The organism is Candidatus Zixiibacteriota bacterium (assembly GCA_019038695.1).
Taxonomy (GTDB): Bacteria; Zixibacteria; MSB-5A5; order GN15; family FEB-12; genus B120-G9.
Genome location: JAHOYZ010000042.1, coordinates 1 through 8851, shown reverse-complemented (window position 1 = coordinate 8851; position 8851 = coordinate 1). Strand labels below are relative to the sequence as shown.

General features: G+C 49.2%; 7 protein-coding genes. 6 read left to right on the top strand and 1 reads right to left on the bottom strand.

Features of this window, described 5'->3' with window-relative positions; genetic code table 11:
* On the bottom strand, window positions 1–916 hold a 916-nt coding region (gene recA, locus KOO62_12270), incomplete at its 3' end, for a recombinase RecA (GenBank protein MBU8934764.1).
* Window positions 917–1311: 395 nt separating this feature from the next.
* On the opposite strand from recA, the gene KOO62_12265 reads away from it, so the two are divergent.
* The 6 genes from KOO62_12265 to KOO62_12240 form a co-directional block, all read left to right on the top strand.
* Window positions 1312–1980 carry a choice-of-anchor N protein gene (locus KOO62_12265; GenBank protein ID MBU8934763.1) on the top strand — a complete coding sequence of 223 codons (669 nt, stop codon included), beginning with the start codon at window positions 1312–1314 and terminating at the stop codon, window positions 1978–1980.
* A 547-nt stretch (window positions 1981–2527) separates the two neighbouring features.
* Window positions 2528–3283 (top strand): hypothetical protein, encoded by a 756-nt coding sequence (locus KOO62_12260; protein MBU8934762.1) that lies wholly within the window; start codon window positions 2528–2530, stop codon window positions 3281–3283.
* A 229-nt stretch (window positions 3284–3512) separates the two neighbouring features.
* Complete coding sequence (locus tag KOO62_12255) at window positions 3513–6968, top strand: DNA polymerase III subunit alpha (protein MBU8934761.1); 3456 nt, start codon at window positions 3513–3515, stop codon at window positions 6966–6968.
* A gap of 12 nt (window positions 6969–6980) precedes the next feature.
* Complete coding sequence (locus KOO62_12250) at window positions 6981–7532, top strand: thioredoxin family protein (GenBank protein ID MBU8934760.1); 552 nt, start codon at window positions 6981–6983, stop codon at window positions 7530–7532.
* Between the two features lie 34 nt (window positions 7533–7566).
* The gene (locus KOO62_12245) at window positions 7567–8097 is read left to right on the top strand and encodes a TlpA family protein disulfide reductase (protein MBU8934759.1); all 531 of its coding nucleotides are present in this window, start codon (window positions 7567–7569) and stop codon (window positions 8095–8097) included.
* 247 nt (window positions 8098–8344) lie between these two features.
* A partial coding sequence (locus KOO62_12240; GenBank protein ID MBU8934758.1) for a VCBS repeat-containing protein occupies window positions 8345–8851 on the top strand: 507 nt, incomplete at its 3' end.

Genomic DNA, 8851 nt, shown 5'->3' with positions numbered 1-8851 from the left:
CACGGCCCTGTCCCAATCGGTCGGAACCGTATGAGAACCACGAACCGGATTTGTCGATGATGCCGTTATTGACCGCCATATCGAGTAGCTCACCAGTACGCGAGACACCTTTGCCATAGATAATGTCGAACTCCGCCTCTCTAAACGGTGGGGCGACTTTGTTTTTGACCACCCGCACACGCGTACGCGAACCGATGACTTCGTTGCTGTCTTTGATAGTAGCGATCTTGCGAATATCCAGCCGAACAGTCGAGTAGAATTTCAAAGCGTTGCCACCAGTCGTAGTTTCCGGATTACCAAACATAATCCCGATTTTCATCCTAATCTGATTGATGAAAATTACCGATGTTTTAGACTTGGCAATAATCGCCGTCAGTTTGCGCAACGCCTGTGACATCAATCGCGCCTGGAGCCCCATGTGGGAATCTCCCATTTCGCCCTCAATCTCAGCCCGTGGCGTCAGGGCAGCTACTGAATCGATCACGATAATATCAACCCCGCCCGAGCGGACCAATGTCTCGCAGATATCCAGTGCTTGTTCGCCCGTATCTGGTTGTGAGACCAGAAGGTCATCGGTGTTCACACCCAGAGCGCGGGCATAGGTCGCATCGAGCGCGTGCTCAGCATCGAGAAACGCCGCAACGCCACCAGCTTTTTGAGCTTCGGCGATCATGTGCAGAGCGAGCGTTGTTTTACCCGACGATTCGGGGCCATAAACCTCGGTGACTCGTCCGCGTGGAATACCTCCGACACCGAGAGCAAAATCAAGCCCCAACGATCCGGTGGGGATAATTTCGATCTCTAGCACGGTGCTGTCGCCGAGCCGCATTATTGCCCCTTTGCCGAATGATCGCTCGATCTGGGTCAACGCCGCTTCAAGGGCCTTCTTGCGATCAGGAATTGTGGCAGTTGTCATCTTAGATTTGCCTTTCATATGTCAGTCCTTCGTATTCGATATTTTCCGTCAAGATAGTCAATTGATACAACAGAAATATATCACATTTTTTACGTTAGAAAAATAACTAAGTCGACTGACAGGGGCTGTCAGTTAAAATGACGGCATCGCCACTTTCTATTTCTTGTGCTGGATCGCACGTAATCGATTCAATCATGCTCCATATCTGCAACAAATTGCATATTGCTTCCCAGGACTGAGAGCAGATATATCTCGCAATTTATATACAATCGATTGGTTATCAATAACATACACCCCTTTTTAGTCAAAGCCAATTCATTGAGAGAGGCGGCCCCTATTTTGCTTTCAATTTCAACAAAGTTATTGTCAACAAGAGTCATCAGAAAGGTATAAACATGAAAAAGCTTCTGCTCATAGCTCTGATCGCAGTTATGGCACCTTCGGTCATGGCGGTACCCGCCATTCAGCTGTACATCAACTCACCCGATGCCAGTTACGATGCAACCACCCAGACATGGGTCGTCAATGCCAACGAATTCGAACTCTGGGTCATCACAGCCAACACCGACTCCAAACCCATATATGACCTGACTTTGGTAGCGGCGTTCGGGGGTGAAGAAGCAACTCCTCCTTCCGGCTCTCTATCAGCAACAGACGTCAATTCCAGCATACCTCTATCACAGGGTCCCATGTCCTGGGGTACACCACCGCTGGAGGGTTCAGACGCAGGTGACTATCCGGGTCACGGTATTTATCCAACCTGGTATACTGAGATGTACATTTCTGCCCTGGTGGATGATTATTCTGAAACGGTAGAGGACATGCAACCTGGTGAGACTGGCACGGCGAAAGGAAAGATATTCAAATATCTGATATCCTCCGACTATGAATATGTTCACTTCGATGCTTACGGTTATCATAGGGAATCTGATGGTCATTTCAAGTTTGTACCTCCCTCACATGATGCCGAACACTGTGGTGAACCCATTCCCGAACCGGCAACACTCTTGTTGCTTGGTATCGGCCTTGCCGCTAGCGGTGCGATCAAGCGCAAGATGAGCTGACGTACCTGCCAATTACGAATTATCCTGGCGGCACCTTTTGGTGCCGCCTTTTTTTTGTGGGTGACTCATCCATTTGCGCCTGTTGAGTAAGGTGTAGGGCAGGTTCGTCTTCGAACCCACCTCTTGAGGTCGAAACTGTCTTCAGTTTCGACAATTATCATTCTCTGAGATGAGCTGCTTGCGGTGGGGTTTTGGAGGGCGTATATTGCTGCCTGCATGTGGGGAATGCGGATATTTAGAGGAAATTGGAGAATGTAAGGGAAAAGGAGCGGAGCAACGGGACTACCTAAACGTATGGGATACCCAGCCACGATTTTAAATAGGAGGGACAAAATGAACAAGGGTATCGAGTCTACTTGCGAGCGGTATTCGTTTGACTGGAATATCGATGGTAGTTCATCTATATTCGCGTTGACAGACCAACACACTGGAGAGGTGCAACTATTCGGTTTTGGTGACCCAATTCCTGTGGCAACAATGACATTTCAACAACCCGATTCAAATTAGACCATAGAAATAGAGCGGACTAAAAACAATTGGAGAGAATATGGCAGACGACGATTCACTCAAGAGGAAGTACGGACTTGTGATACTTCTGGATGCCCTAGGAGCATCGACATATTCAGACGATCGAATCAAGAAGTTCTTAAAGACCAGAGCGACATTGACCAAGTCTCTAATTCGTCAAGCTAACGAGATTCAGTCTATTGAAGCTGAGGTGGCCGAGAGCGATTTCACTACAATGAATGAGCCAAATACATACACCTTCGGTGATACCTTGATGGTAGTGTTAGAACTTAGCAATAAAGAGCGTTACATGGGACACCTCATTCTTAGTATTATGCTGATGCGGAACTACCTTTATCATTCTCTATGTGAGGGCATTCTCTACAGAGGGGCTTTTTCCATTGGTTCATATATTGAAGAGCCTAAGAGCAATACTGTTATGGGAGAAGCTGTTTCAGATGCTGCCTCCTGGTATGAACAATCAGATTGGATGGGCTTACATAGTACACCCAAAACCAATAATACTCTGGAATTTCATTTCGGGGATCGTAAAATCCTCATACCAGAGCTCGGTTTCTTCTATCCTGTTCCAATGAAGGACGGTCCTGATCTTGAGTTGTACACTATCTCTTGGGCCGGAAGGTTCTTTGGCGACGATAACAAACTGCCTGATCCCAAGAAGAAATTCTTGGAATTGCTAAAAGATCTGCCGATACCGTTCGGTACAGAATTAAAGTTCGAAAACACCAAGAAGTATTTCGACTTTGTTGAGGAATCAATAGCAGCAGCCAAATGAGCGCTGGCACTCGGTGAAGCTACTCGGTGCCCTGCAATACTAATCCAGCCTAAACAAATTTGAGTCGGCTACCCAGCCGATAAAAACAGGCGATGCCTGCCCTCCCCTCAAAAAGAGATTGACCGGAGGAGGATTATTGAAGAGATTAGGTGGTTGATAGAATTGTAACGATTCGGGTCCGGATGGACCCATTTTATCGTCTGAACCCTAACTCGAACACGCCTGACTAATGCCATTTGCCAACTTCGTCCATCTTCACACCCACTCCCAGTATTCCCTGCTTGATGGAGCTTGTCGCCTTGATGCCGTCATCGCATTGGCCAAAGAGTTCAAAATGCCCGCACTGGCCATCACCGATCATGGCAACATGTTCGGAGCAGTTGAGTTCTATCTCAAGGCAACCAAAGCAGGGATTAAACCAGTTATCGGAACCGAAGCCTATATAGCAGGCGGAAGTCGCTTCGAACGAAAACCCTCACAGGTCTATCCCGATGGCGGGTATCATCTTGTGTTGCTGGTAAAGAACCAGACCGGCTACAAGAACCTTATGAAACTCAGTTCAGCCGGATTCCGCGAAGGGTTCTATCATCGCCCGCGTATCGACAAGGAGCTTCTCCGTGAACATAGCGAGGGGCTTATTGCTACCTCGGCTTGTCTCAAAGGGGAAGTGAGCTGGCATTTGCACAATGGGAATACCGATGCGGCCGTTATTGCAGCCAGAGAGCTTGGTGAAATATTCGGCGAAGGCAATTTTTATCTCGAACTTCAGAACCACGGTATAGAGGCCGAGCAGGCCATCATCCCCAAAATGGCGGCGATCTCCCGCGAGACAGGTATCCCTCTGGTGGTTACCAACGATTGTCATTACCTGCATAAACAGGACCATGCCGCACATGACGCTCTGCTTTGTATTCAAACCGGCAAAATGGTGGAAGACACCAACCGTATGCGCTACGGGACAGAGGAGCTCTATTTCAAATCGGCCGAGGAGATGGAGGAGCTTTTCGGGGATTTCAAGGAAGCGCTGGAGAATACGGTCCGTATCGCCGAAAAATGCAGCCTTGAACTTGAGATGGGGAAATTACTGCTGCCGGTCTTCCCAATTCCCAAGACCTTCAAAGGACCTGATGACTATCTCCTCGATCTATGCATGGAAGGCCTTGCCCGTTGCTACGACGAGATCACCGATGAAATTCAGAAACGGCTGGATTATGAACTGAGCGTGATCAAACAAATGGGCTATGCGGGGTATTTTCTGATTGTCAAAGATTTCTGTGACTATGCCCGCGAACAGAATATTCGAGTGGGTCCGGGGCGTGGTTCGGCGGCAGGATCAATTGTGTCCTATGCGTTGAATATCACGACAGTTGATCCCATGAAGTTCGAACTGCTCTTCGAGCGGTTCCTCAATCCGGAACGAATCTCGATGCCGGATATTGATATCGACTTCGCCGATCGCGGTCGCGATAAAATTATCAAGTATGTCATCGAGAAGTACGGCAAGGACAATGTCTGCCAGATAATCACTTTTGGTACGATGGCCGCCCGGGCTGTGATTCGCGATGTCGGTCGAGTACTGGCAATGCCATACAGCGACGTAGACAAGATCGCCAAAATGGTTCCCGAAGGACCGGGAGTGACACTTCAAGCGGCACTCGACAAAGTACCAGAACTAGCTGAACTGAGGGACGATGACAAGCGGGTCGAACGTCTTATCAATTTCGGCCTTACGCTCGAAGGTCTGGCGCGTCATTGTTCCACTCACGCTGCCGGAGTCGTTATCGCTCCCTCAGCACTGACCGACTATGTGCCGTTGTTCAAAGGCAGCAAGGACGAAATCACAACCCAGTACGACATGAAGATGGTCGAGAAGATTGGTCTTCTGAAGATGGATTTCCTCGGGTTGCGCACCCTGACCGTGATTGATGATGCCCTGCGGATGATCAGCGGAAATTATCCCGACGCGGATATTGACATCGAGAATGTCACTCTGGATGATGCCGGAGTGTTCGAGCTTTTTGCCCGGGGCGAGACGATCGGCGTTTTCCAGTTTGAGTCAGCCGGAATGCGCGAGTATATGCGTAAACTGTCGCCGGAAACGTTCACCGATATCACTGCCATGAATGCCCTGTATCGACCGGGTCCACTCGACTCGGGTATGATTGACAAATATATCGAGTGTAAACTCGGACACCAGAAAGTCGAGTTTTTGCATCCCATTCTGAAACAGATACTCGGTTCGACCTACGGTGTCATCGTATTTCAGGAACAGGTGCTCAAGATTGCCAACTCGCTGGCTGGTTATTCTATGGGCAAAGCGGACCTGTTGCGTAAAGCGATGGGTAAGAAAGACGCTGATCTCATGGCCGGTCAAAAGAAAGAATTCCTGGCCGGGGCTGATGAACTAAAGATCGACCGCAAGATTTCCGAAGAGGTCTTCAACCAGATTGAGACTTTTGCTCGTTACGGATTCAACAAAGCGCATTCCACCTGCTACGCTTATGTCGCCTACCAGACAGCGTGGCTGAAACGATACTACCCTCGAGAGTTTATGGCTGCGCTGATGTCGTCCGAAATCAACGATTCCGACCGCATTTGCGCCCTGCTTGAAGAGTGTCGCAGAATGAATATCGAAGTGTTGCCCCCGGATGTAAATCATTCAAAGACTGATTTCTCGGTCGTGGACGGTCGGATCAGATTTGGCCTTCAGGCGGTGAAGAATGTTGGTGAAGGACCGGCGCAGGCAATTGTCACTGAACGCGAGATTGATGGATCGTTTTCGGATCTGCCCGACCTTGTTAGCCGTGTACCCCTGAAGTCTCTCAACCGCAGAACGTTGGAATCGATGGTTTCGGCGGGAGCCTGTGACTCTCTAGAAGGCCACCGGGCTGCGCAACATCAAGCCGTAGAGGCGATGCTGGAGTACGGCCACAAGGTAGGCGAGGAGACCTCGACCCATGATCTCTTTGCTGATGACTCCGGCACTATCTCACGCACTGCTCCTTCCCTGCCGGACATTCCGGAATGGACAACTTCGGAGCGCCTCACCAACGAAAAGACGGTGCTCGGATTCTATGTGTCCGGTCATCCACTGGATAAGTACCGGGACGAGTTGAAGGCTTTCACATCTTTCGCCACCGATCGACTCGGCCAGGCGACCGACGGTCGAGAGGTCACGCTGGGCGGGATAATCGCCGTTGTTAAGACGATGATCGATAAGCGCGGCAACATGATGGCTTTCGTAACTATGGAGGATTATACCGGTTCTCTGGAACTGATATTCTTCTCCGATTGTTACGACAAGTTCAAGGAGTTGATCGCGGTGGATCAGATGGTGCTTGTGATCGGCAAAGTGTCAACTCGCGAAGGGGAGGCCCCAAAAGTAGTCGGCAGCGAAGTTCTGGCTCTCGAGAAACTGGCGGAACGTTTTAACTGTCAATTGGTTATAAAGGTGGAAAAGAACTGCTCCGATAGTACTATTGAGCAGGCGTTGGCCGCTTTGGAGGATTATAAGGGGGCTACCCCGGTTTTGCTGGCCGCTTGTGAGAATGGCTCGGAGGTTTACATTAGATCTCGGAAATATGCTGTGCGTCCTGACTTTGATCTCCTTAATCGATTAAAGGAACTGCTGGGGGATTCGTGCGCCTATTTACGACCAATCAATATAAAAGAACAACTTCACTGAAGGATATGGCAGATGACAAAGATTCTCAGATACCTTGTTCAGACAACACTCCTGCTGTCCCTCGCAACTGGATTAGCCATAGCTCAGGGAGAGACGGATTCCAGCATGGCTGTTACCCCGAAAGGTGAAACCGAGTTATACAATGAGATCGACTGGATTCTCTACGACACTGGTCTGGTCGCGGCCAAAAATGATGAGAAGCATGTTCTTATAAACTTCACGACCTCCTGGTGTGGCTGGTGTAAGAAGATGGAGAAAGAAACTTTCTCAAAGCCGGATGTGATTAAACTGGTCGCCGACAACTTTGTCGCTATCAAAGTTGATGGAGACTCAAAGAAAGAACTCAATATTGATGGGTTCAAAATCACCGAAAAGAATCTCGCAAAACGTGAGTATGGTGTTCGCGGCTACCCCAGTTTCTGCTTCTTAAACTCTGAAGGTACCAAACTGGGATGTTTCAGTGGCTATCGAGACAAAAAAACAATGATACAATATCTTAACTACATCAAAAACGGGGACTACGACACAACCCAAACCCAGTCTCCAGAAAAAGGTAGCAAGTAAGGAAAGAGAGCCGAACGGCTGAGTGAAAACAACTATGAAAAACATTGTAAGCATTATCTTAATATTGGCTTTCGCCGGATTATGGATATCCTGTAGCGGTGATGATCCCAAAGCTGAGGAGCAGGTGCAGAGCCATCAAACATCGACCGTAGATGCCGCCAAACCGAACGTTTCCTTTCAAGCACTGGACCTTGATGGGATTTCCCACACCGCTGATGAATGGATTGGCAAAAAACCAGTAGTACTGAACTTCTGGGGCACCTGGTGCCCACCTTGTCGCAAAGAACTGCCGGACCTAATCCGTCTGTACAAAGAATACCAGCCAAAAGGTGTGGAGATTATCGGGTTGGCCGTCAACGACACTCCCGACAAAGTGCGTAAATTCTCAAGGCAGCAGGGTATTGATTGGGTCATGCTGATGGGCAGCAATGAGGTCGCTCTCTCGTTCGGTCTTCGTGGCGTGCCAATGACAATCTTCTATGACCGCGACGGTAACAAGGTCAAGGAGTTCCGTGGCCTGCGCGACTACAAAACGCTGAAATCCGGCTTCGAAGCAATATTATAAATGTAGTCGAGTTGTGGGCGGCAGACGCCCCCGTCTACACCAACCATCTAGTGGGCGGCAGACGTCCTAAACAGGTGATACCTGTCGTCTGCCCTAACCATTTGTCATGCCGGACTTGATCCGGTATCCAGTCTTTCCCGTGGGCGACAGCCCCGCCACCTGTAAAGTCAGTGGGGAGGCAGACGCCCCCGTCTGCCCTAACCATCTGTCATACCGGACTTGATCCGGCATCCAGTCTTTCCTGTGGATGGCACCACCTGCAAACCCCCACAACCCGAAACCCCTTGATCATAGCCTCTTTTGTGCTATATTGACTCTCAAGGAGTACTCACATACTACTTCTAAGGAGATTACAAACATGAAGTCTCTAACGCTATTCAGAAATTGCATATTAGTTGCCTTGCTGGTGACATTATCAAGTATTAGTGCTTTCTCACAGGATATGTTTGCCCCACCTGTTAACTACGCCACCGGAGATGCCCCTTTCCCTGTTTTCTCAATTGATTTCAACAGCGATGGCAACAATGATCTGGTCACTGCGAACACAGACTCTCACAATGTTACGATACTGCTGGGCAATGGCGACGGAACATTCCAAGGTGCGGTTAACTATGCCGTCGGATATAGCCCTATCTCTGTTTTCTCGATTGATTTTAACGGCGATGGCGACAATGATCTTGCGTCTGCGAACCGAAGCTCTGACAATGTTTCGATCCTGCTGGGCAATGGCGACGGAACCTTCCAGTCTGCGGTT